General features: G+C 54.5%; 20 protein-coding genes and 1 pseudogene. 9 read left to right on the top strand and 12 right to left on the bottom strand.

Annotated features, from left to right (window positions below; all coding sequences use genetic code 11):
- Window positions 1-198 precede the first annotated feature (198 nt).
- From ACEVG1_RS16385 to ACEVG1_RS16360, 6 genes are all read right to left on the bottom strand, one after another.
- A complete protein-coding gene (locus tag ACEVG1_RS16385) occupies window positions 199-1,638 on the bottom strand; it encodes an ATP-binding protein (protein ID WP_374744799.1) in 1,440 nt (479 codons plus the stop codon).
- A gap of 104 nt (window positions 1,639-1,742) precedes the next feature.
- Entirely contained in the window at window positions 1,743-2,282 is a 540-nt protein-coding gene (locus ACEVG1_RS16380; protein ID WP_374744798.1) for a Crp/Fnr family transcriptional regulator, read from the bottom strand.
- Window positions 2,283-2,317: 35 nt separating this feature from the next.
- Window positions 2,318-3,043, bottom strand: a complete 726-nt coding sequence (locus tag ACEVG1_RS16375; RefSeq protein WP_374744797.1) for a response regulator — start codon at window positions 3,041-3,043, stop codon at window positions 2,318-2,320.
- Entirely contained in the window at window positions 3,036-3,845 is an 810-nt protein-coding gene (locus ACEVG1_RS16370; protein ID WP_374744796.1) for a sensor histidine kinase, read from the bottom strand. Before ACEVG1_RS16370 ends, ACEVG1_RS16375 begins: the two co-directional genes overlap by 8 nt.
- A complete protein-coding gene (locus tag ACEVG1_RS16365) occupies window positions 3,788-4,459 on the bottom strand; it encodes a hypothetical protein (protein WP_374744795.1) in 672 nt (223 codons plus the stop codon). Before ACEVG1_RS16365 ends, ACEVG1_RS16370 begins: the two co-directional genes overlap by 58 nt.
- Complete coding sequence (locus ACEVG1_RS16360) at window positions 4,459-5,022, bottom strand: hypothetical protein (protein ID WP_374744794.1); 564 nt, start codon at window positions 5,020-5,022, stop codon at window positions 4,459-4,461. Before ACEVG1_RS16360 ends, ACEVG1_RS16365 begins: the two co-directional genes overlap by 1 nt.
- 335 nt (window positions 5,023-5,357) lie before the next feature.
- On the opposite strand from ACEVG1_RS16360, the gene ACEVG1_RS16355 reads away from it, so the two are divergent.
- Both ACEVG1_RS16355 and ACEVG1_RS16350 read left to right on the top strand, forming a co-directional pair.
- A complete protein-coding gene (locus ACEVG1_RS16355) occupies window positions 5,358-5,609 on the top strand; it encodes a hypothetical protein (protein WP_374744793.1) in 252 nt (83 codons plus the stop codon).
- On the top strand, window positions 5,606-5,800 hold the full coding sequence (locus tag ACEVG1_RS16350; RefSeq protein WP_374744792.1) for a hypothetical protein: 195 nt from the start codon (window positions 5,606-5,608) through the stop codon (window positions 5,798-5,800). The genes ACEVG1_RS16355 and ACEVG1_RS16350 overlap by 4 nt, the downstream gene beginning before the upstream one ends.
- Here the strand turns inward: ACEVG1_RS16350 and ACEVG1_RS16345 are convergent.
- The 6 genes and pseudogenes from ACEVG1_RS16345 to ACEVG1_RS16320 all read right to left on the bottom strand — a co-directional run.
- Window positions 5,797-6,072: pseudogene (locus tag ACEVG1_RS16345) on the bottom strand (putative toxin-antitoxin system toxin component, PIN family); the annotation flags it as partial. The gene ACEVG1_RS16350 and the pseudogene ACEVG1_RS16345 sit on opposite strands and share 4 nt — an antisense overlap.
- Window positions 6,073-6,178: 106 nt before the next feature.
- Window positions 6,179-6,415, bottom strand: coding sequence for a hypothetical protein (locus ACEVG1_RS16340; RefSeq protein WP_374744791.1), 237 nt, complete (start codon window positions 6,413-6,415; stop codon window positions 6,179-6,181).
- A gap of 60 nt (window positions 6,416-6,475) precedes the next feature.
- Entirely contained in the window at window positions 6,476-6,646 is a 171-nt protein-coding gene (locus ACEVG1_RS16335) for a hypothetical protein (protein WP_374744790.1), read from the bottom strand.
- Window positions 6,636-6,992 carry a hypothetical protein gene (locus ACEVG1_RS16330; protein WP_374744789.1) on the bottom strand — a complete coding sequence of 119 codons (357 nt, stop codon included), beginning with the start codon at window positions 6,990-6,992 and terminating at the stop codon, window positions 6,636-6,638. The genes ACEVG1_RS16335 and ACEVG1_RS16330 overlap by 11 nt, the downstream gene beginning before the upstream one ends.
- Complete coding sequence (locus ACEVG1_RS16325) at window positions 6,950-7,369, bottom strand: DUF5675 family protein (RefSeq protein ID WP_374744788.1); 420 nt, start codon at window positions 7,367-7,369, stop codon at window positions 6,950-6,952. Before ACEVG1_RS16325 ends, ACEVG1_RS16330 begins: the two co-directional genes overlap by 43 nt.
- Window positions 7,366-8,133: a hypothetical protein gene (locus tag ACEVG1_RS16320; protein ID WP_374744787.1), complete on the bottom strand. Its 768-nt coding sequence runs from the start codon at window positions 8,131-8,133 to the stop codon at window positions 7,366-7,368. The genes ACEVG1_RS16325 and ACEVG1_RS16320 overlap by 4 nt, the downstream gene beginning before the upstream one ends.
- Before the next feature lie 540 nt (window positions 8,134-8,673).
- Here ACEVG1_RS16320 and ACEVG1_RS16315 point away from each other — a divergent pair.
- From ACEVG1_RS16315 to ACEVG1_RS16285, 7 genes are all read left to right on the top strand, one after another.
- A complete protein-coding gene (locus ACEVG1_RS16315) occupies window positions 8,674-9,237 on the top strand; it encodes an RNA polymerase sigma-70 factor (protein WP_374744786.1) in 564 nt (187 codons plus the stop codon).
- Between the two features lie 99 nt (window positions 9,238-9,336).
- A complete protein-coding gene (locus tag ACEVG1_RS16310) occupies window positions 9,337-10,467 on the top strand; it encodes a FecR family protein (RefSeq protein WP_374744785.1) in 1,131 nt (376 codons plus the stop codon).
- Window positions 10,468-10,733: 266 nt separating this feature from the next.
- Entirely contained in the window at window positions 10,734-14,144 is a 3,411-nt protein-coding gene (locus ACEVG1_RS16305) for a TonB-dependent receptor (RefSeq protein WP_374744784.1), read from the top strand.
- Between the two features lie 50 nt (window positions 14,145-14,194).
- Window positions 14,195-15,955, top strand: a complete 1,761-nt coding sequence (locus ACEVG1_RS16300; protein WP_374744783.1) for a RagB/SusD family nutrient uptake outer membrane protein — start codon at window positions 14,195-14,197, stop codon at window positions 15,953-15,955.
- The gene (locus tag ACEVG1_RS16295) at window positions 15,949-16,857 is read left to right on the top strand and encodes a metallophosphoesterase (protein WP_374744782.1); all 909 of its coding nucleotides are present in this window, start codon (window positions 15,949-15,951) and stop codon (window positions 16,855-16,857) included. The genes ACEVG1_RS16300 and ACEVG1_RS16295 overlap by 7 nt, the downstream gene beginning before the upstream one ends.
- A gap of 92 nt (window positions 16,858-16,949) precedes the next feature.
- On the top strand, window positions 16,950-19,508 hold the full coding sequence (locus ACEVG1_RS16290) for a zinc-dependent metalloprotease (protein WP_374744781.1): 2,559 nt from the start codon (window positions 16,950-16,952) through the stop codon (window positions 19,506-19,508).
- Window positions 19,509-19,652: 144 nt separating this feature from the next.
- Entirely contained in the window at window positions 19,653-22,385 is a 2,733-nt protein-coding gene (locus ACEVG1_RS16285; protein ID WP_374744780.1) for a hypothetical protein, read from the top strand.
- Window positions 22,386-22,402: the final 17 nt, after the last annotated feature.

Below are 22,402 nucleotides of genomic sequence, written 5' to 3'. Positions count from 1 at the left end.
GAAACCGGGCGGCACGTGGCGGCCCATGGTTAAAAAATAAATGAATTGTACGGCTAAGGTAGGTGCTGTCGCCGCGTATGAACCCGTAGAAATGCCGATAATGGGGTCGAAAAGCGCCGCTTTTAATCGGTACAATTACCGATGCTTGCCGAGGTAGCTGGGGCTTACGCTGAGGTAAACGGCCAGGTCCTTGAGCGGTTAATCTACAAAGAACAGATCCATAGTTACTTCGCTATCTACCAATTGCTGCTTATAGGCGTTGTCTGAAACGCCATAGGTGGTAATCAAAGTAAGTTGTGTGTTTTTCCGGGTTTGGGTATATTGTTTGAACGCTAGTACTTTTTGTTGTAGCGCTGCGGCATACGATTTATTGATTGCGAAAGGTTGTTCGCTGAATTTCATTTCACATAGATTAATGGTCTGGTCTGCACGATCAACCAAGAGGTCTACCTGCGCTCCGATACCGTTGCTGCTCCCCCCGGTGTACCATGACGATTGAGTGGTAACAATGCCGGATATGCCAAGCGCTAACTTGATTTGGCTGATGTGCCGGATACAGCAGTTTTCAAATGCGTATCCGCACCAAATACGATAGGCCGGCGTTTGGCTTTTCGCCATCCATTGTCCTCGCTCGGCAGGAGTTTTGTTTTCAATGAATCGGAGGTAAAAGTAGGAATATTCATCCGCAAGCCGGAATAGTGTATCCTTTAGCTTTTTCCCGAAAGGATGTAGTCTAACGATGAAGCCGCTCTCTTCGAGTTCATTAATCGCTGAAGTGACCCCACCACCAGTATCAAGGCCCGAGATTTCAAGAAGCTGTGCGCGGGTGAGTCCCATAGGGCGGCTGGCGAGTGCCCGTATAAGTGCAATGTGCGTGGCGGCGTTATTAAAAAGTGCATGGTATAGATTGTTAAACTCATGGTATAATACGCCATCTTTTTGAAAACAGCTTCGTTCAATAACCTGCGGCACGCTCAAACCACGTTGTACCGCGTTGAGGTAATGGGGAATACCGCCGATAGTCATGTAAAGCTGCAATAACTGATATCGATTGAAATGGATGCTTTTTGCCTGCAGGTAGGCCTCGGTTTCCCGCAGTGAAAAGGGCATCAAACGTATGCGTTGTGTGATACGGTTGTGGAGCCCTCCTTTGTTATTAACCACCTTCCTGATCATCCAAGATGCAGCAGAGCCACAGATAACCACCAGTAGATCCGCTCGGTGGGAGGCATATACATTCCAGAAATAACCGAAAGCAGAGAGAAAGCCCGATCGATGCGTGTCAAGCCAGGGGAGTTCATCGAAGAAAAGTACTTTCTTGTCGATCCCATTCAATCCATCAAGACATCTTCGAAGAAGTGAAAAGGCTTCCTGCCAATTTCTTGGTAACTGAAGGGTCTCGTTCGGGAAGTGAATTTCCAATTGCTCTTTGAAGTTGTATAGCTGCACCTGCAAACTACCTTCTAATTGTCCACTGCAATAAAACCGTAGATTTTGTGCATAATGGTGGGTGATTAGAAAAGTTTTTCCTACACGACGCCGTCCGTAAATAGCAAGTAGATCCGCCTGTGTGTTTTTCAGCAAACGCGTCAGTGTTTTTTGCTCTTCAACTCTGCCGATAATGGTTTTCTTTTCCATGTTATATAATCTATTGCTTGCCAAATGTACGTTTATAAGTCGAGATTTGGCAAGCAATAATGGTATTTTTCGCCAAATAAGCATCGTGTTGACGGTTCAAAGATTTACCGATGCTTGCCGAGGTAACTGGGGCTTACGCTGAGGTAAACGGCCAGGTCCTTGAGCGGTATGTAGCCTGTAAGCGCACCGAAGCGCTTGCGGAATGCGGGGCCCCGCTCTTTTTTCGGAATGGCCAATAGCTGCATGCGAACCTTAAGCATGTCTGACCACTCCTCATAAAGGCTGCCGAGCGGCACAACGAACGACGGGTGGTCATGGCGGATCTGCTGCAGCGACTGGCCCGTTATTCTCAGCAAAACAGCGTCTTCCAGCGCAATGAAGTCCGGCTGGTGTTCTTCAGACCAGGTAGCAAAACAAGGGCTGCCGGCGGGAAGAAAACGTTCGATGTCCGTAGCCGACGGTCCGGTGTATTCCTGCTTGAGCAGGCCCTCCGTGATGAAGAAGAAATCGCCGTGGTAATAGGTGAGTGGTTGCCCTTTTTTCCGATGGACCACCACTGCACACTCCACGATAGTTTGCCACGTGCTCGGCATGATACCAAGGCCGATCAGTTTCTGGTGTAAGGTATGTAAGGATGTTTGCATGTGTTTGATGATGTGTTTGATGATTTGATAAGGAGTTACCTGGATTTCTTGTTTTTCTGGGCTTTCTCAACGAGCGCCCGTATCCGATCGGGCATGCCATTGGGCATCAAGCCGTGCCAAAAGGCCTGTGCCACCATGGCCTTGGTGGTCGTTACGCCGAAATAGTGGTGCAGCCGCTTGACGTGTTTCCGTACCGTGCTCTCGGCCATGCACATCAGGTCGCCGATTTCGTATGAGTTCAGGTCCGTTGCCAGGAGCTGCATGAGCAATGCCGTCTGCGGATGGGAAATGTCGAATCGTTCGGTGGCGTCGTCCCCGAGCGCTGCCAGCATCGCCTCGTCCACATGGTCATTGAGGTGGCGTCCGGTTTCATACACATCGAAAAGTGCCGCTTGGAGCGACTTGGCCCCTTTCCCTTTTTCGATGAATGCACAGGCCCCGGCATGGAGCAGCCGCTGTACGGTTTCGGGCTGGCCATAGTCTGAATAGCCGATCACATGGATTTCCGGATAATGGTCTTTCAGCCAATACGTGCAGCTGTACCCTTCCTCGCCCGCGGCCAACTGGATATCCATGAGGATGATATGGGGCAGGGGCCCGTTGTTGGTTTGCAACGTGCGCAGCTTGTCGGATAATTCGTCCATGCGCTGGGCGAACAGCGTGAGCCGCGCCCCGGCGATGTGCTTGATTTTCTTTTCAACGGATAGGAGGGAGATCGCCTTGTCGTCTACCAACCCTACGCGGATAACTTTCCTAGGCATATTTCGGTAAAGTGATGTGGATGGATGTCCCGGCACCGGGAGTGGATTTGATCGAGGCGGTGCCCTGGGCCAGCGTGGCCCGCGAACGGATGTTGTATAAACCCATGCCGTTGCGGGGTTTATTTTTTATCTCAAAGCCCTTGCCATCGTCTGCTACACACAGGTGGATGCAATCGCCCGTATCGCGCAGCGTGATGGTGAGTTGGGTGGCATCGGCATGTTTATGCGCATTCCAAACACCTTCCAGGAATACATGGTAAAGGTGGTCGGTTACTTTGGCGTTCAGCAGGCCGTCTTGGTACCCTTCGGTACATAGCGAGGCCCGCAGCTTACTGCTTTTCTCCAACCGTTTGAGCTCGGTCTGCATAGCGGGTACCAGTCCCGATTCGTGCAGGGTATGCCCCGAAAAGGTGGACGCCGCATCGCGCAGCGCTTCTTTGATCTCTACGATGCTTTCGCAGAGCGTTTCGGCCAATGCCGGGCTGAATTCCTCGGGGTGTTCCTGCAGCAGGTGGAGGTCGGTGCTGAGCGCCGAAACACGGTTGCCCACGCGGTCGTGCAATGCGTAGCCGATGCGGTGCGCCGCTGCCCGCGCAGCCGACACTTCCGCCGTAAGGCGGGCGATTTCGGCCCGGTCGCGCTCTTTATCCAGCTCCTCCTGGTGTTGGCGCCGCTGGCGGTGGCTGTACGCCGTAAATACAGCCGCCAGGGTAGGCACCGCGATGAGCAGCAATATCAGGATGATCAGGAATTTGGTGAAGGCCGGCGGGTGCGCCACCGCAAGTAGAAAGCATAGCTCCATAGTCCGTATAGTGAATAGATAAGTATGAAATTGAGTGCCTTGTAGAGACGTATTCCAAAAATGGCAGCTCCGGGGTGTAACAACAGTGGCGCAAACAGGGTGATAACCCAATGGCCGATATAGAAACAGCACGTACCATATAGCCACCAGAAGCCGGGCGACGCCTTTACGTTGCGGTAACCGGGCACACGGTTTTGCTGGACGAAATAGTAGATGCAGGCTATGCTGATGCCGCCATTGACGAAATACCGGGTGTATTTGTTGTACACCGATATCCCGCCGGTGGCCCAGGTCTCGGCCACATAAACGGCCAGGCAGGCAACCCACCAGCCGTACAGCCACACACGGCGGATGGGCGTAAGGGCATATATGATGTGGTAAAGCACCAGCCCCAGGAACAGTGGGATGATGGCTAGATAAAGATTGTACACCCATTGGTTGGGTTCATCGGCGATGCGGGTAAGGTACGTGCCGGTCAGTTCCGTTGCAACGACTGCCAGTAGGTACCATGGCTGCAACCGCCAGATGGCACGGGGGTCCCGCCACAAAAAGGCGACCGAAGCCGCCAAGCAGGCGACTTCGATCACCAGGTAATACGTAAGCAGTGCGCCCATCACGGTTCCGGCTCTAGCAGGTCCGTGCCGTCGCAGGCGGGTGGGCAAAGCCCTCCATCGTTCTCTATTTCGGCCATGATAGCCGGGCCCGCCGGTCGCGCCGCCGATGCCACGTCCTCGTAATAGTCTTGGTGGATCGGTTTGCCCTGCGCATTTTCCGCCGCACGCGTAGATACCATCAACAGCGTGTTGCGCCCCCAATATTCACGGGGTGGGATGTGCGTGGCCGAACCTTCGGGGTAGGTGTCGTTGTACCGGGCCAGGTAAAACCGGATGCCGTCGCCACCTTCGGCGTCGATCTGCGCCACCAGTGCTTCCAGCTGCTCCAGGCTGAACCACACTGCGCGGGTGTTGGAAGTCGTATCGCCCGGGGCAACGACAACCTCACCGGCATACGGGGCGTAGTTGGCCACCAAAGCGCGGGCTTCCGCCACGGGTACCTTTACCGAATCGGGAATGGTGTACGTTGCGGCCTCCACCTTCTCGTTGGCCTGTTGTACCGATCCGCCGCACGCGGCGTAAATGGATGTGCCTGCAATAAGCAGAATGGGTAATGTTTTCATGATGATGAAAATTTTGGTTAAAAAATTTGGGTTACACGCAAAAATGGAGATTATTCCCCGGATATGCGGGTAGCGGAAAGGATATGTTTTCGGCCCGTATCCCTGGCTTTGCCGATGGTGGTATTTCACCTCTTTATCGGCGCTGAGCGCTCGCCTGGTACGTTTTCCTTCGCAACGGTGGTTTTTTTACGCCGTTATGGGGAAGGTACATGTTTACCGATCAACGAAAAGGATGGCGGCCGTTTGTGGCCAAATGTACCCAAATGTACCCTTTTGTCCCTTGTCTGCGGGCGATGCGAAGGCTATATTTGCTTCCGAAGCATATCCATCTGCCGATGGGAACCGGTTCCGGTGAAGGTGGCGGCTACCTAACTAGTTTGCTACTTATGAAGATTAAGCGTATTTGCATCCGTTCCAACGAGGTGGCTGCCTTATTGGGCGTCGACCAAAAACAGGGCCAGCGTAAACTACGTCAACTGAAGATCCTGCTGGGCAAGGAAGACCGCCAGTATGTCACGTTCAAGGAGTTTGCCGAATATTCGGGTATTCCACTGGATGAGTTATTGGATGCCTGCCAGTTGCCATGAAGAAAAAGCGGCTCATCATCCTGCCCCACGATGTAAGCATCATCACGGGCAAAAGCAACCGGCAGGCACAGCGCCTGCTTAAAGTCGTCCATTGCGCGTTGGGTAAGCTGCCGCACCAGCCCGTATCGGTGGTGGAATTTGCAGATTATATGGGGTTGGATGTGGAGGAGGTAAAAAGGGTGGTTGGCTAAAGGCTTTGTAAATATGCTTCAGCTGTGAGTATTTTTGTTTGTCTATATGTATCCAAGACTAACAGGTCATTGTCTCCCGTTATCAAATGGGTCGCATTGCCATCTTCCGCCAATGCCAACAGGAAATTGTCTTTATGGTCCCGGCAGCCATCGGCTTCACTAACAACAGTTATCAACTCAGCCCGTAAACTTAATTGGTATAATAGTGACGAAACATCTTCTGGATGAAAATACTTCTTGAACTTTGGACGCTGGGTCACTTCGACAAGCTCATCTAATAGTTCTTAGGAAAACAGAAGAACGATTTCCTTCTTCACAAGGATTGTATCTAATTTTCTCAATCCTTTCGAAAGGAGATAACTTATCCAAAGATTAGTGTCAATGATTATCCGATGCCTTCTTTTTGGCATAACGTTGAGATCTTACTAATTCCACCTCTTCTGTTATTTCCGTTAAGCTAGGTACATCATCGGCAGTGGTTGATCGAAATTTATCCACTACCTTTTGAAAACCATCCTTGCTAATGGGTTTGATTGCAATTAGTCCCAGAGAAGCTAAATCTTTCAGTAGCCTACTCGCTTTCGGGTTCAAAATATCTACTTGTAGCGTATCCATGATGTCAAAGATAGTGATTTTTTCAAAAAAACCGCCCCCGGAATCCCGGGGGCGGTTCGGTTACCGGCGACGCGATCTGCGCAGCCGGTGGAGCACGAGGCTCACCACAAAGCTGACCGTGGCGCCCACGGCGGCGAGGATGGCGGTCTTCAACAGCTCATCGGTGCCGATGTGGGGCAGGGCACTCAATACCGTGCCGGCAGCTGTGCCCAGCTTGAGGTCATGGTTCATCGGCAGCCTCCGCTTCGTCGCTCTGCCCGGCTGCCGGGCCCGCCGGGGTGGGCCGGCGCGCGTCGAGACTTTCCCAGAGCCCCAGCGCCACGCTCACGTACTTCGCCGCGGTAACCACCTTGGCGGGCAGCCGCACCGGCGAGGCAAGGATGAGCTGGCTGGCCAGCTGCAGGCCTTCGCGTAACGTTAGCCACCAAGGGGTCGGTGGGTGTCCATTCGATGCCTGGACAGGCTTGGCATCCGCCGCTCCCCGAGGAGCGGATGACGTTTGGTTGCTTCCGTTCATTGTTGCTTGCGCCATCGCTACGCCGCTTTGGTTACCGCCTCGGCCACGATGACCAGCCATACTTCCTCGTCCGCTTCCAGCACCGGATACACCAGGTCCTTGAGGCGTTCCACCGCAATGCGGCTGTGGCTGCCCTCACCCGGCGCGGTGCATGTAGCGACCGGTGCAATGCACCCCTGCAGTTGGGCCAGCGCATCGTTGGCCGGATGGAAGAGGATGCCTTCTCGCCCCGGCACGTTGGCCACCGCCAGCTGCTCGCCCCAACGTGGGTGCCGGCGTTTCACCAGGCGGTAGCGCCCTTCTGGAATGCAACTGATAAACCGGCGGTTGCCCCGCCAGGGCAGTTCGATGCAGGAACATACCGACTGCCCTCGGTGCGTAAGCTCGCCGTTCGTCCCCTCGGGATGGTAGCGGCGCTTCAGATAGAGCTCTATCATGCCGCATCGATCTGTAAGACGTCAAGCGGATTGTACGCGCCGTTGTTGAGTGGGTACGGCTTGCCATTCACCTCTTGGTAAAACGAAATGCCGAAGAGCACGAAAAGCGGCAGGGTCGTGCCCGCCGGGATGGTGGCGGTCAGCGTGGTGCCGGCAAATTCGTTACTGTTCAGGATGCCCATCTCGCTTTCCGCCATCGCGATGGCCGAGGCGTTTGCCGTGCCTTCCGTATCGAAGTCCATCGTGGCTGCACCGAGGTTGAACTGGAAGTGCGTGGCACCGGCAGGTGCGGCAATGGCCAGCTTGGGGTTGAGCGCAGAGACATCGATCTGCACACTGCCCGTTGCACGGTCAATGGTGTACTCCGGCACCACGAAGAGCGTGTTGGCCAGCGATGCCGTCACATTGAACCCGAACTGCCCGAGCATCCCGAGGTTCTCGGGCAATACCCGTCGCTCGCCGCGGTCGTTTACCGCGTCTGCCTTCACCACCCGCATCAACCGGCTGAAGAGCCGTCGGGGCATCTTCGGGTCATAGGTGAGCAGGATCATCGGCCGCAGCGTATTGCGCAGCCGCTTGACTGCCGCCGCGCCCCGGGCAAACTCCGCATTGTTCTCGCGGGTGCGTTGGTAGTTGGGGTCCGTGGCGATGCGCCGGGGGTCTACCCCCTTGGCTTGGCGTGCTTGGTACCCGTCTTTGGTTTCGTAAAAGGTCAGATCCCCGATCTTCCCTTTTAATTTAATGATACTTTCCTGTTGTGCCATGAGTAGTTCATTTAAACAACAGTACAAAGGTGGGGAGCATCGAAACAACCCTTGTCGCGGATGTCGCGGAATGACGCATTTGTCGTAACATGGCGTTTTTGTCGGCCGGTTGTTAGCTGCCCGCGGCCCGTGCCCCTGTGCAGGCTTCCCTAGGCGCTATCCGTGCGTATCCCGTGTGTTATCCTAGTGATATCCGATAGGTTGCCGATAAAACCCCCAAATAACGGCATATTAACGGGAAACTATCGGGAAGGTATCGGGGAAATGGTAGAAATAGGTGCTGGGAGTGGCCGGTTCGGCAGGAAGCGATTTTAAAGTTGCGGGAGCCGGCTATATTCGCTACTATTGTACGGTAGTATGCACCAGCTAGCCAAATAGGTAGCAAGGGTGGAGAAATAATAATCAATTAATAACGGCTTAATACGAGGGAAAGATATTTGCGTTGGTCATCGAATCTGTTGATCCGTGCCCTTTAGGCCCGCGCGCGTAATGAGATGCACGGCCTGGCAAACACGTCCTTTACGAGAAAAGATGTAGGTGATGCCTAACTACGATTCCGCACTTGATGAAGACCTGTTGTTGTTGCTGAAAAGTAACGATGAAGCGGCCTTTACGGCGCTGTATAATCGATACTGGAAAAAGCTATTCGTCATGGCAGGTTACCGCATGGGTAATCTCGAAGAGGCGGAAGAAATTGTACAGGATATCTTTGCGGCCCTCTGGAATCGCCGCCATACACTCGAATTGGCTACCGATCTGGCAAAATATTTGGCGGTGTCGGTAAAGTACCGCGTAATAAAAACACTCGATAGACATTACCGTGAACAGCGGTATATCGATTCAGTGGTATGTAAGGAACAGGTCGATCATTCTACCGAAGAAAAACTCTCGTTTGACGAACTCAGCGAGGAGTTGGCCAAGTATGTGAGCCAGTTGCCCGAGCGGTGCCAGTTGGTATTCCGCCTCAGCCGGGAAGAAGGGCTTTCGCAGAAGCAAATTGCCGAAAACTTGCAGATTTCCGAAAAGACGGTCGAAGCGCATCTGGCCAAAGCGTTTAAAACGCTGCGTATCAAGCTGGGTAACTTCATGACGGCATTGCTATAACCATCCGTTAGCACCCCAACCACCAATAATCTGGGATTATTTTATCGGCAACTAAGGGATTCCTTTCCCTGCGGGTACATATAGGCAAAGACCGAAGGTATGGACCCGAATAAAAGGCATCAAGAATTGGCATCCAAGTGGCTCAACGGTACCATCACGCCTGCTGAGAAACAGGAATTTTCGGATTGGTACAATGCACATCCGGATGACCGCTTGGAAATTCCCGGATCGTTTTCGGCCGATGAGGAAGTGCTGCGTGCACGGATGCTTGCCAACGTAAGTAAACGGATGGTGAGGCCACAGTTACTGCAGCGACGGGTGGTAGCGGTGGCCGCCGCCGTGGCACTTTCGCTCAGCATCGGATGGCTGATCTGGCAAATCGCGGCCAACGACCGTGCGGGGGTACACTTGGCCCTACACAACGAAGTCCAGCCAGGGGGCAACCGGGCCACGCTCACACTGGCCGATGGCCGGGTGATAGACCTTAGCGGCGACAAAGAGGGGATTGTCATCGGCGACGGAATTACCTATGAGGATGGAAGCTTTGTGGCTGCCGCGGGTGAGTCGCTCGAATTGGCTACGCCCAAAGGCGGCCAATACCAACTCACGCTGCCGGATGGCTCTAAAGTATGGCTTAATTCGGCTACCCTACTCCGATATCCCGCCACCTTCCGGAAAGAGCGGCGCGAAGTGGAGCTCGTGGCTGGCGAAGCATATTTTGAGGTCGCCCCACAACCCGCTGCCGACGGCAGCGGCGGGAGACTGCCGTTCGTCGTGAAAACCCGCCAACAGGAGGTGGAGGTGCTGGGCACACAGTTCAATATAAATGCCTATGAAGATGAGGCGGCGATTACGACTACCTTGGTAGAAGGGGCCGTGAACGTACGTTTCCCCGGCACCGGCCCGGGCAGCCCCACGCGGCTGTTGCCCGGCGAGCAGGCCCAGCTGAACGGTAACGACATCAACGTACGTAAGATCAATACCGAAGAATTTACGGCTTGGAAGGATGGCTATTTTTACTTCAATGATGCAGACGTATACACCGTGGTAAAGCAGTTGGAACGCTGGTATGATATACAGACGGTATATGAGATTTCCGGATCTGACGACCTGTTTGTGGGTAAGATACCTCGGAGTGCAAGCTTAAACGCAGTATTGAACGTGCTGCGAAGCGCCGGCGTAAGGTTTGAACTGGAAGGACGCGTACTGACGGTGCTACCGCGAAAATAAACTGATTCGATAACCCTTAAAAAAACACGATGTGAAAAGCAACTAGGTAATATCGACGACTGGTTTGCAAAAAAAAGCCGGAAGTGCTCGCTACACTGCCGGCCATCCATTGGGCAAACCCCCTTCGGAAAGAGGACGGTCGTTTTCGGACAACCAATTAATTATTTACCCAATCATGCAAATGTATGAATTTCGAGCAATTAAACTGCTTTACTCCACTTGTTAATAGATCCATACTCGTGCGAATAAAACTGATTATCCTTATCATGACGACAGCCTGCCTACAACTGTCGGCCAATGTCTTCGGGCAACGCGTTACCCTGAACGAGAAAGACGCCACCCTGACGAAAATCCTCAAGAAAATAGAGAAGCAGAGCGGTTACACCTTTTTCTATAACCGGAAAGATGTGAAAGACCTGGGGCCGATAAACCTATCGGTCAGCAATGAAAGTGTAAACACGGCACTGGAGAAACTGTTAAAGAACAAACCCTACGGATTTGAAATCCAGGGTAAGATTATCGTCCTCCATAGAAAGGAAACGCCGCCCAAGCCAAGCAGGGCCGTTGCCGTGGAGCCCGAAATGGCGATGCAGCAACGACAGGTATCCGGACGGGTAACAGACTCGATCGGGAATCCGTTGGAAGGGGCCACCGTAAAGGTAAGCGGAACAAACGCAGCAACTACAACCGATGTGGATGGGCAGTATGTATTGTCGATCCCCGAAGCAGGCACGGCACTGACCTACACGCTCATGGGTTTTGAGTCGATCGAACGGACCATCGGTAGCCAATCGGTCATCAATGTGGCTTTAAAGGAATCGGTGAGCGACCTCGAAGAGGTGGTGGTGGTGGGCTATGGTACGCAACGAAGGGTCAACCTCACGGGCTCTGTAGAGGTTGTAGACGGCAAACGGTTGCAGAACCGGCCGGTAAACAACGTTTCACAGGCTTTCCAAGGAACGGTAAGTGGCGTAACCATCGGCTATGGCAACAGCGGCTTCGAACCGGGTGCCGCGCCATCCGTGCAAATACGCGGACAGGGAAGCCCTTACGTGGTAATCGACGGCACCGTGGGCGATATCAACACGCTCGATCCAAATACGATAGAGAGTATCTCGGTGTTGAAGGATGCTGCGGCATCAGCCATCTATGGGGCAAGGGCACCTTACGGCGTATTGCTGATTACCACCAAATCCGGACGGGAAAACCAGAAGCCCCAGGTCGATTTTTCCGTTAATGCCGGCCCCACGTCCATCATCGATAAGCCGGCCATGGTCGATTCCTATACGTTTGTGAGGGCGATGAACGAAATGCACGACAACCAGGGCGTGGCGCGCTTGTTTGCCGAATCAACGATCGACCGGATCATAGCCCGGTTGGCGGACCCGACGCTGCCGGAAACCGTTCCGGATGCTAACAACCCTACCAAATGGTCTACCTACCAATTTTCGAATGGAGACAACGACTGGATAGATGTTCATTACGGAGCGGGATACCGGACGCAGGAGAACCTCTCCCTGAGAGGCGGCGCCAAGGATATTTCCTATTTCCTTTCGTTGGGCCATGCCGCAGAGAAGGGCCCCCTGAAAATGGTAGATGACCAGTACCGCCGGTACAACATGCAGGCAAAGCTGGAGGCAAACCTGACGGAGTGGTGGAAGGTGAGCTCCAACACACGCCTTACCAACGAGTTCAGGGACCGGCCGATTTACAACGGCGAGGGCGGCTATGGCATGCTGATACACCAGATACTCCGCACACACCCCGAAGTGTACCTGAAGTCGCCAAACGGACATTATTCGCAATTATCGCGTGTGCCGCAGATGCAGGCAGGCTACGAGCGGTTTACAGACAATAACCTGATGCAACGGATGGCCACGGAGATCACACCGATTGAAAATTGGACAATCAACGCGGATTACTCGATAGACTACTCCGTCAATAACTACGAAGGCGCCAACTTGGTGGCCTATGAGGATGAGGTAGATGGTACGTTGGTACCCATTTCGCTCACCGTGCCGTCTTATTTGACAAAGGATAAGGCCAATGTAACCTATAAAGCCCTGAACATCTATTCGTCATACAAGGTAGATGTGGGCAACGACCACCATTTCAGTGTGATGGCCGGCTTTCAGCAAGAGGAGAATAATTACGACTACCTGCGGGGCCTGAAAAGGGAGTTGATAACGCCCGAAGTGCTTTCGCTGACAACCGCTACCGGCGAAATGCAGGCGCTGGATGACCTCTCGCATTGGTCCACACTGGGGTATTTTGCCCGGCTGAATTATAATTTTGCAGACAGGTACCTCTTTGAAAGCAACGTACGGTACGATGGCACCTCCAAATTTGCTGAAGGAAAAAGATGGGGGCTGTTCCCGTCGTTCTCTGCCGGCTGGAACATATCGAACGAGGCATTCTGGGCCAACATGAAAAACCACGTGCAGCATTTGAAGTTGAGGGGGTCTTGGGGGATGCTGGGCAACCAGCATGTCTCGGCTTACCAAGACTTGGCCCTATTGGGCGTAAGGACCAACCTTAATTGGATCGTAAATGGGCAAAGACCCGCCTACACCATTGCCCCCAACCTGGTTAATCCACTGCTTACCTGGGAGTCTTCACAATCTACCAATGTGGCTGTTGAAGCAGGGTTCTTCCAAAATCGCCTGCACGTGGAAATGGAATACTACCAGCGGCTTACCTTTGATCGCTTGGGGCCGGCACAGGCGCTGCCAGCAGTGATCGGCAGGGCCATACCCCTGGAAAACAACTCCGAGCTTAAAACCAAGGGCTGGGATTTTACCTTGCGATGGAATGGAAAACCGGGAAGGGAATTTAACTACGCGGTGGCCGCCAGCATGTTTGACTATGCCAACGTCGTTTCCAAGTACCCCAACCCCACGGGGATCTTAACCACCGACTATACGGGGAAGCGCGTGGGAGAAATATGGGGGTATGAAACCGTCGGCCTTATCCAAACCCAGGCAAGGGCCGACGAGATAAACGCAACCAATTACCAGCGCTTTATAAACGGGCAGGTGTGGCGTACCGGCGATGTGGAATACCGCGATGTAAACGGCGATGGGGTAATCGATGCGGGAAAGAATACCGTTTCGGATCACGGCGACCTGCGGGTTATCGGAAATTCAACGAGCCGGTATCAATTCGGCCTCAACCTTACGGCCAATTATAAACGGTTCGATGTAGGGGTATTCCTGCAGGGTACCGCAAAGCGCGACCTGTGGCTGAGTGGCAATGTTTTTTGGGGGTTCCAGGCTTGGAACCAATCTTCGCTCTTCCCACGCCACATGGACTATTACAGGGATGAGGAAGGAACTGCCTATTCGGGCTTGGGCATCAACACAGACGCGTATTTCCCAAGGCCTTACAGCACAACCGGCCAGGATAACAAAAACAAACAGGTACAGACACGCTATCTGCAGAACGGGGCGTACATGCGATTGAAGAACGTCCAGGTGGGGTATACCTTCCCGCCGCACGTGCTGGCGAAAATCGGGCTTAAGCACTCGCGTATCTATTTCTCGGGAGAGAACATCTATACGCTTACATCGCTGCCCTCGGGTTTCGACCCGGAAACGGCAACATTGGGGCAGTATGGGAATGGAAAGGGTATGCTTTCGCAAGCGATCTGGGCCTTCGGCCTGAATGTATCGCTGTAACTGGGAAGATAGGTTTTAACGTGGATCTACCGAATTAAAATAAGATAAAAATGAAGAAGTTCGCAATAACAATAGGGCATATCGGCCTTTTATTCCTAGCGGTGTCGTGCACGAAGGGCTTTTTAGAACGGCCGCCGCTTACACAGATCGAAAACGATACGTATTGGAAAACAACCAGCGACTTGAAAAATTACATGGTCCAGTTCTATACGGCTTTCCCGGCTTTCAATACGGTGGGCAGTTACCTGGGTTTGATCGGATGGGATGGTACCCGCGGATCGGATGTGCAGATCGAAGCTTCGCCAAGCACGGTTTGGAACGGTACGCAATCGCCCATTGCTTCGGGTGGCAATTGGACATGGGCAGATATTCAGAACGTAAATATATTCTTTGAAAACTACGGGCGATGCACAGATCCGTTTGACCGATACAAACACTACGTGGGCGAAGCACATTTTTTCAAGGCATGGTTTTACTTTGAAAAGGTAAGGAGTTATGGCGATGTGCCTTGGTTTACCTATTCGCTGCAAATGGACTCGGAAGACCTGTATAAGCCGAGGGATCCGCGGAATGTGGTGGTCGATTCCATTTTGGCACACCTAGACAAGGCCATCGAATACCTCGACCTCATGCAGGAAACCGAAGGTGGGAACAACCTGCTATCCAAGCAAACGGCTTTGCTGTTAAAATCGAGGGTAGCCCTTTATGAAGGCACCTGGCAGAAATATCACGGTGGCACGGCATTCGGTACGGCCGGGGCAGACCCCAACAAGTACCTGAGGCAGGCGGTGGAGGCAGCGGAAGAGTTGATGAAACCGATGTACGGGCTCTCGCTCTATTCCAATGGCGAGCCGGAAAATGACTACTGCCGGTTGTTTTCTCTGAAAGACCAATCGGCCAACAATGAAGTGCTGCTATGGAAGGCTTATTCCGTAAATCTCAACCAGTCGCATTCCTTCCAGATATACGTTTCTGACCGTACCGCCGGGATTGCCATGACACTTGAACAGGTGCACCATTACTTGCGGAGGGATGGCAGCCCCTACGATTACTTCGCTGCCGGGAAGGCGGTGAAAGGCAACGCATTCCTCACCAAGGTAAAAGAGGAATGCGATCCGCGGTTTGCGCAGACCGTTTGGACGCCGGGAGCGGTGATGTGGGACAACGGATTCGGGCGCGGTGTGTTTTCGAAACCAAACCTGGATGAGTCCGGCCAAACGCTCAACAACACGGGCTTCCAGATACGGAAAGGGAACGACCCCGCCGCTCCGCTGGCCGGGGGAGGCGTTTCGTGGAGTTCCAGCGACGAAACCGGAGCCGTTATCTTCCGCTATGCGGAGGCACTATTGAACTACGCGGAAGCCAAGGCCGAACTCGGGGAACCCGTAGACTATGCCAAATCGCTCAATCTCCTGCGCAAACGGGCAGGAATGCCGGATGTGGCGATACAGCCCGACCCCAACCGGAGCAGGTATGCAGATTATGGCTATCCGCTCTCCGACGAACTGTATGAAATACGGCGGGAGCGGGCGGTCGAACTTGGGGCCGAAGGTTTCCGGTACGACGACCTTAGACGCTGGGCAGCCCATAAGCTGCTGAAAGGAAAACGCCCCAAAGGATACCCCTTTGACGCGACCGAGTGGGACGGCCAAACGATCAATTATAAACTGGATGGCGATGGCTTTCTGGATCCCTTCGTTGGCCAGCTGCCCAATGGGTACGGCTTTGATGAGGGGCGCGACTACCTCGAATGCATACCTACAAATGAAATAACGTTGAACCCTAACTTAACACCCAATCCAGGATGGTAACCCTACTGAATAAAATAACCTCGCTGTTGGTGTTCCTTTCCTGTGCTTGCTTTTTGCAAGCACAGGAAATGGGGAAACAGCCGCTGCGTATCGGCCTCATTGCCGATATCCAATACGCCGACAAAGATAGCCGCGGTACACGCTTTTATAGGGAATCGATACCCAAATTGGCGGAAAGTGTAACGGCATTGAACGAGCAGCGCGTAGACTTTACAGTGGTGCTGGGCGATCTGGTAGACGAAGGCCCCAAGGACCTCCCGGCGGTACTGGATGAGCTGGACAGGCTCGAACGCCCCGTGCATAACCTGCTGGGAAACCACGACTTCGAAAAAGTGGAGCATCCCGACGATCTGTACAGGGCCTTCCGGATGCCAGCGCCGTATTATGCGGTGGATACCGCAGGCTGGCGGTTCGTATTTTTAAACACCAACGAGTTGTCTGCCTATGCGACCGCACCCCATACCGCCAAGGGGAAAGCCTACCGGCGGTTGGCGGAGGCATTCGAAAAACAGGGCCGCGGCAAGGCGCAGCCATGGAACGGTGGGGTGGGAAAAACGCAGCTAACGTGGTTAAGAAAGCAGTTGAAACAGGCACAGGAACGAGGGCAACAGGTATTGGTGTTTACGCATCACCCCTTGTTGCCCGAAGACAATGGCCATGAGGCCCTCAATAACCGCGAACTGCTGGCCCTGCTTTCCAAGTATAAACAGGTGAAGGCCGTTATTTCGGGGCACAACCACAAGGGTGCGTTTGCCATGCACGGAGGATCCCTTCCCTGCATTACGCTGGAAGGGATGGTGGAAACGGAGGATGGCAACGCGTATGGCATCCTCACGATTTCGGAAGGTAAGCTGGTAATTGCGGGCTCGGGCAGGATGACTTCCCGCGAGTTTGATTGGTGAAACGGCCACTCCCTGCAAAAAGTGGTGGAAATTTGAGGAAGACACCGAATATTTACTACCTTCACCAACGTTTAATCAATGCACCACTAAACATGAATCTTAAATTAACCGTATCATCACTAGGCTTTGCCTTGGCCGTTTTTGTCTTTTATTGCAGTATGTTGTCTCCCGTACAGGGTTTCGGACAGACCGATACCGTAAAAAGCCGTGTAGACACCATCCGGGCGGATACCGCCGCGGCCGACTCGGCCAAGAAGAAAAAGCCGGAAGCCAAGGGCCCCAAACCCTATGCGGAAGTCATCAAGCCCGAAGCGAAGTCGCAAAAGGGACTGATCTACGTACATGAATTGGACGATAAATATTTCTTCGAGGTGGGCGATAGCGTGCTGGGCAGGGATATGTTGCTCGTTACCCGCTTGGCGAAAGCCGGCGCCAACATGCGCTCGGGCATGAGCGGTTACGCCGGCGACCCCGTGAACCAGGCGGTGATCCGCTTTGAAAAAGGAGCGAAACACAAATTGTTTATCCGCAAGGTGTCGTTCTCGGAGTATTCCAAAGACAGCACCCAGTCGATGTACCAGGCGGTGACCCGCTCTAACCTGCAGCCCATTGCCGCCTCGTTCGATATCGCAGCGTTCAGCCCCGATAGCACGGGCAGCGTCGTCGATGTGACCAAGTTTTTAGAGGGCGACAACGACTTGCTGTTCTTCGGGTCGGCCGATATCAAAAAGGCATTGAAGCTAGGCGGCTACCAGTCGGACAAGTCGTACACGGAAGGGGTAACCACCTATCCGATGAATACCGAGATAAAGACAGTGAAAACGTACGCCCGCAGCGAGGGCGGCACGGCAACGGTTGAATTGAATACGTCCATCGTTAAATTGCCCGAAAACCCCATGCAGCCGCGGTATGCAGACAACCGGGTGGGTTATTTTACCGTGGGGTACACCGATTTCGACAAGGACCCCCAAGGGGTGGAGCAGGTACGCCTCGTGAAGCGGTGGCGCTTGGTGCCGAAAGACTGGGCGGCATACCGCCGGGGCGAATTGGTGGAACCCGTGAAGCCGATCGTGTTTTACATCGACCCGGCAACCCCCAAAAAATGGGTGCCTTACCTCATCCAAGGTGTGAACGACTGGCAGGCCGCGTTTGAAAAAGCGGGCTTCAAAAACGCGATCTATGCGCTGGAGGCACCCACCAAGGCGCAAGATAGCACCTGGAGCCTGGATGATGCACGGTATTCGGCGATCGTTTACAAGGCATCGTCCGTGCCGAATGCGAGCGGGCCCAGCATTGCCGACCCCCGTACGGGCGAAATCATGGAAAGCCATATCAACTGGTACCACAACGTGATGCGGCTGCTGCGCAACTGGTATTTTATACAAGCGGCACCCAATGACAAAGGGGCGCAGCGCCTGGCATTCAGCGACGAACTGATGGGGCAGCTTATCCGCTTCGTGTCTAGCCATGAGGTGGGGCACACACTGGGGCTACGCCACAACTTCGGTTCGTCCAGCTCCACGCCCGTGGAAAAGTTGCGCGATAAGAAGTGGGTGGAAGCGCATGGACATACGCCCAGTATCATGGACTATGCACGCTTTAACTACGTGGCCCAGCCCGAAGACAACATCAGTGAAAAAGGATTATTCCCACGGATAGGCGATTACGATACCTGGGCCATCGAGTGGGGCTATCGTCTGTTTCCCCAGTTTGAAAACGCCGATGCGGAACAGGGACACCTCAACAAATGGGTGATCGACAAGAACAAGGACCGGCGGCTGTGGTTCGGCCATGAATCGAATCCTTCCGACCCGCGGAGCCAAAGTGAAGATATGGGCGACAATGCCATGCTGGCCAGTACCTATGGCATACGCAACCTGAAACGGGTGGTGGAAAACCTGCCCGGATGGACCGAAACCGAAAATGAAGGGTATAGCGGGCTCGCCGAGCTGTACAGGGAAGTGAACACCCAGTTCGGCCGCTACATTGGCCACGTTATCAAGAATATCGGCGGGGTGTACGAAACGCCCAAAACCGTGGAGCAGCGGGGGGCCGTGTACAGCGCGGTGCCCAAGACCATCCAGAAGGAAGCACTGGCCTTCCTGGAGACACAGGTGCTCCACACCCCGGAGTGGCTCATTGTGCCCGAAATCTATGAGCGCATCGGCGGAAGCCCCCTTTCTACGGTCGGTGCCCACCAACTGCGCGTGGTAAACAACCTGTTTGACACCGATAGGCTGCAGCGGTTGGTGGAGGCGGAGGTGGCCGCCGGCGATCCCGAAGAGGCTTATGGCATATTGGAATATTTTAAAGACGTACACGCCATGGTTTGGCGCGATTTGGATGGCACAGAAGCAGCGGATGTTTACAGGCGTAACCTACAGAAAAGCTATATCGCTAAATTGGCGGAGCTCGCCAGCCCCAAGCCGGTAGCGACAGCCGCCAGCGTGCCCAGCGGCGTAGTCGTCCGCGTGGTCCGCAACGGCAACGACCTGGCCCATTCCGATATACGCTCATTGGCCAAATACCAGCTCCGTAATTTGAAATCGGCATTGGAGGCTTCCATTCCAGCGATATCGGATGTGATGACAAAAATCCACGTACAGGATTGCCTGGACCGTGTGGAGGAAGCGCTTAAATTGGACGACTGAAAATTTTGACGGTTGGTTCAACGAAGAAAACGAGCATATATCAAACTTTTTCTCCGGTGGAGGCATGGCGCAGACGGTGGGCGTCAACGCGTTGGGCGCCGGTAAGCGAGTTCTCCAGCCGAAAATACGTTACTTTGCGTAGTCATGGGCTGTGTAAGCGTTATCCGATCGGCAGTTTTCATCATGGTGGTACTGGCTGCGGTACCGCCCGGTGGCACGCGTGCCCAGGAAATGCCGGTGATAGCTGCCGCAGCCTACGCGGAAAAAATATACCTGCAAACCGATGCGGAAGTATACACCACCGACCAAACCATATGGTTCGACGCCGCCGTGGTTTCATCGCAGGGCCTGCGGCCAACAACCCTTTCGGGTGTGCTCCATGTGGAACTGATTGCTTCAGATGAGCGTGTTATACAACGGAAACGGATCAAATTGACGGCCGGTAGGGGCGCGGGTAGCTTCCAACTCAATAAGTCAATCTCCCAAGGAGTCTACCTGGTCCGGGCGTATACGGAGTGGAACAAAAACTTCGGTACGGATTTTATCGCCCCTTGTTATGTGCGCCTGTTTGCTGCCTCCACGGAAATCGACCGGACCCCCATCACTGCCTTTGAGCTGCACGAAAAGACGCCCGGCGATCATTGGTTGCACGCACAATTGATGCCCACCATGTTGGATAGCGCGCACAAGAAAGACCTCACGGCATTCCTTACCGTCGATCAGCGGCGCGATACGCTGCGCATCAAGGAAGCGCGCGGCGGCAACTACCTGCTCGACTATCCGCTACCCAGCGGTGCCGCACTGGCCACGCTCACCATCGAAACACAGCACGGCATGCGGTTCACGCGCACGGTTTCGGTCAGGCCCGACAGCATCGACCTCCGGTTCTTTGCCGAAAGCGGACAGCTCGTGCAGGGTATCCGTAGCCGCGTGGGCATCCGCATACGCGATGGCATGGGGAGTGGGGCCGCGGTTTCAGGGAGCATCGTAGACAGCCGGGGCGACACGGTGGCACCGTTCCGTACGAACCACCTGGGCATAGGCAGCTTTGTGTTTACACCGGCCCCGCAGCTTACCTACCATGCCGTGCTCGATGGGGCGGGCAAGGGGCTGCGGCACTATCCGCTTCCGGCCGTGGCCGATACGGGGCTGGTGCTGGCGGTAGAACCGCGCGATACGGCCATCCACCTGGCGGTGCGTACAAGCGGCCGCGAGGACGACACGTTGCGGGTGGAGGTGAGCTGCCGGGGTGCGCTGTACTACAACATCAAAGGGGTGCCGAGAAACGGCTTGCTTGCCGTGGACCTGCCCGCCACCGATTTGCCAGAGGGCATCATTGCCTTCCGGGTGCTGGATGGCCACCGGCGCCCCGTGGCCTCGCGGCTGTTCTTTAACCATACCAGCCAAAACAGGCTCCACGTTGCCATAGCAATGGATAGCATCCGATATCACCAGCGGTCGAAAGCCGGGTTATCCCTGCGCGTATCCGACGGTGGCGGCCGGCCGGTACAGGCGGCGTATACCGTGCGGGTGATGAATGGCGATCAGCTCGGCGGTGTGCACGCGGGCCGGGAGACCCTGCGAAGCCGCTTGCTGCTCGATTCGGAATTGCGGGGCGTGGACGAACCGGGCCACTACTTGCTGCCCGGAACGCCGTATGCCGAACTGGACGCGTTGCTGCTCGTACACGCAGCGGGCTACCGCTACGATGTGCCACTCGCGGGGGCATTTCGCTATCCGAACGAACCGGAGCCTTATGTGAGCGGCCGGGTGTACGGCGTATTTTCGACCAAAGGGCGCGATGGCGTGGGGATAACGCTGCTCACCTTCGGCCAGACCACGGGCATGGATGTGCAGGAGACCGACAGCCTCGGCCGGTTTGCATTCGGCCTGGGTGAAGCGTATGTTGATTCGTTGGCCATCCTCCTCCAGAGCACCAACAAAAAGGGGAAAAACCGGAACTATACGATTTCGTTGGACGAGCGCACACCGCCGGAAATCCATTTCGACCAACGCCGGCTGATTACCCGGGTAGACAGCACGGTGGCCTACGTTGCCAAGCAGCGGCAGGCGCGGGCTCAGCGGGAGTTGGCGTATAAGCTGGCATCCGGCGAAATCCTGTTGGAAGAAGTGGAAGTGGTACGCAAGGCCCTAAGCCCGCAACAGCCGCAGGTGCAAGACCGCTATGGCAAAGCCGATGTGATCATCCCGGGCAAGGCCATCCAGGACAGGGAAGAAAAATGGTCATATGGCCTGTACAGCATACTGCTGTTCAATTTTCCCGAAGATATCCGCATCCAGCGCGTGGGAGACAATGGCGGGTACCTCCGGGCAACGGTGGTGGGCAACGAGCCGACGCTCGTGGTAGTGGATGGCATACCCGTGCCGGGGCATAGTTATGATATCATCCCCAGCATGCCGCCCAGCGAGGTCAAGAGCTTGGAACTGATCAGGTTTGCCAAGAATTTCAGTTCGCTATACCGGGAAACGTACCCCGAAGCGTCGCCGTTGGAGGTTCCCGCCATGGGCAGCGTGGTAGCCATCTACACCCATGCCGGACAGGGGGTATATGCGGCGCGCCAACCGGTTGGTCTGTTGCAGGCTACCATACCGGTCTATTCGCCCGTTACCACCTTTCCCGTAACCACGCATGGGGGCGCTGCGGAAAGCGATGCCGGACGCCCCGATTTGCGGACACTGCTTCATTGGGACCATCAATTGGCTACCGACCAACAGGGTGCTGGCACCACGTCGTTTTACCACTCGGATGCTACCGGCAAAACCATCGTGGTGGTGGAAGCCATCGCCGAAGACGGACGCATTGGTCGCAAAGAGCTGGTTTATGAGGTATTGGCGACACCCCCTAGCGCGCCTTGAACAGTGCCCCCATATGA

Source organism: Parapedobacter sp. 2B3, from assembly GCF_041925275.1.
Classification (GTDB): Bacteria; Bacteroidota; Bacteroidia; order Sphingobacteriales; family Sphingobacteriaceae; genus Parapedobacter; species Parapedobacter pyrenivorans_A.
Note: the sequence above shows the minus strand (reverse complement) of the source record. Positions and strands in the feature narration are given on the sequence as shown.